The sequence below is a fragment of the Oleiphilus sp. HI0132 genome, from assembly GCF_001635845.1.
In genome coordinates this window covers 1-1,273 of sequence record NZ_LWGJ01000325.1, presented here as the reverse complement: position 1 = coordinate 1,273, position 1,273 = coordinate 1, and the positions used below count along the sequence as shown (strand labels likewise).

The following is a 1,273-nucleotide window of genomic DNA, read 5'->3' as shown; positions in this document are numbered from 1 at the left end:
CCGATGTTGGCAGGAGTGATACCTGTGAAAGCTCCAACGTCAATGTTTCTTCCATCATCGGCAATCAAGCGGAACTCTGAACCTAAAGCTTCCGCTCGAATACCTGTTTGGCCGGCCTTGTTGTTTATGGCTGAAATAATGGTGTTTTGTTTGTCTGCAACGGTATTTGTATCACTTGTCGAGATCTCAATGGTAACACCGTTTAACAGGAAGCTTCCAGACTCGCCAATACCGACACCAGGAGCTGCGATTGCTGTGGAATTAACCAACGTAGAGTTTACGGTTGCAGTAACACCTGACTGATCAGATACTAGGTTGATCGCATGCGCTTTTGCGATGGCGCTGGTTTCTGGGTTCGTAGAAGAAGGTGATGCTGTGTCAAAAGCGGCTAGTGTTGGTCCTACAGGGACGCTATTTATAACAAGATCTCCAGTAACAAATGTGGTGTTTGTAACGGCTTGACCAATGGCGCCACTGTTAGTGCCGCTGAATTTGCCAACAGCTAAGCCAGCATTTTCAATATCACCAGTTGTTGTGTCGATTTCAATTGGACCTCCATCGGAAGATACTAAGGAAAATGAGCCAGAGTAAGTTGCCGCACCAGCTAGGCCAACATCATTTAAATCTGTGATGGTTCCGGCTGTTGTTCCTATAGCTAATTCGATGTTCCTGCCATCTTCTGCTGATAACGATATACCAGTGTCTGCGCGACCATTAAAGGCAGCAACTACACCTGTTTGCCCGGATTTTTCGTTAATTGCGTTTGCGATGTTTTGAAGGTTTGCTTCGTCGCTGAGTAAGTCGCTGGCAGCAACATCAATGTCGACACCATTAATGGCAACTTGCCCAGATGATGCAGTGTTGTCGAACGTTCCTTCACCACCGCTTACGCGAGTGCTGCCAACTTTTGCCTCAATGCCTGTAATATCCGCTACCTTATTGATTGCGGCTGCTTTGGCGATTGCGCTCTTGTCTCGGTCTGAGCTAGAGAAGGCATCGTCTACACCGCTAGAAGCACCAACTGCAATACCATTAATAACTAAGTCACCTGCGGCCAATGCTGCAATTGCTTGTGTTGTGCCACCTTGTTGGTCTGAGCTGACGCCGTCAGTTTGTGCTGCGCCAAGCTTGTCAACTGTAGCGCCCTCAATGCTCACGGTAACAGATTCACCTTCATTTGAGCCGATTTGGAATGTGACACCGGAGAAAGACCCATCGAGCAAGTTGGTGCCATTAAAGTTTGTTTGCAGAGACACGCGTTCTATTTCAGCTT

The 1,273-nt window shown here is 47.5% G+C and carries 1 pseudogene; it reads right to left on the bottom strand.

The features are described from left to right. A pseudogene (locus A3766_RS30320) lies at positions 1-1,273 on the bottom strand (flagellin); the annotation flags it as partial.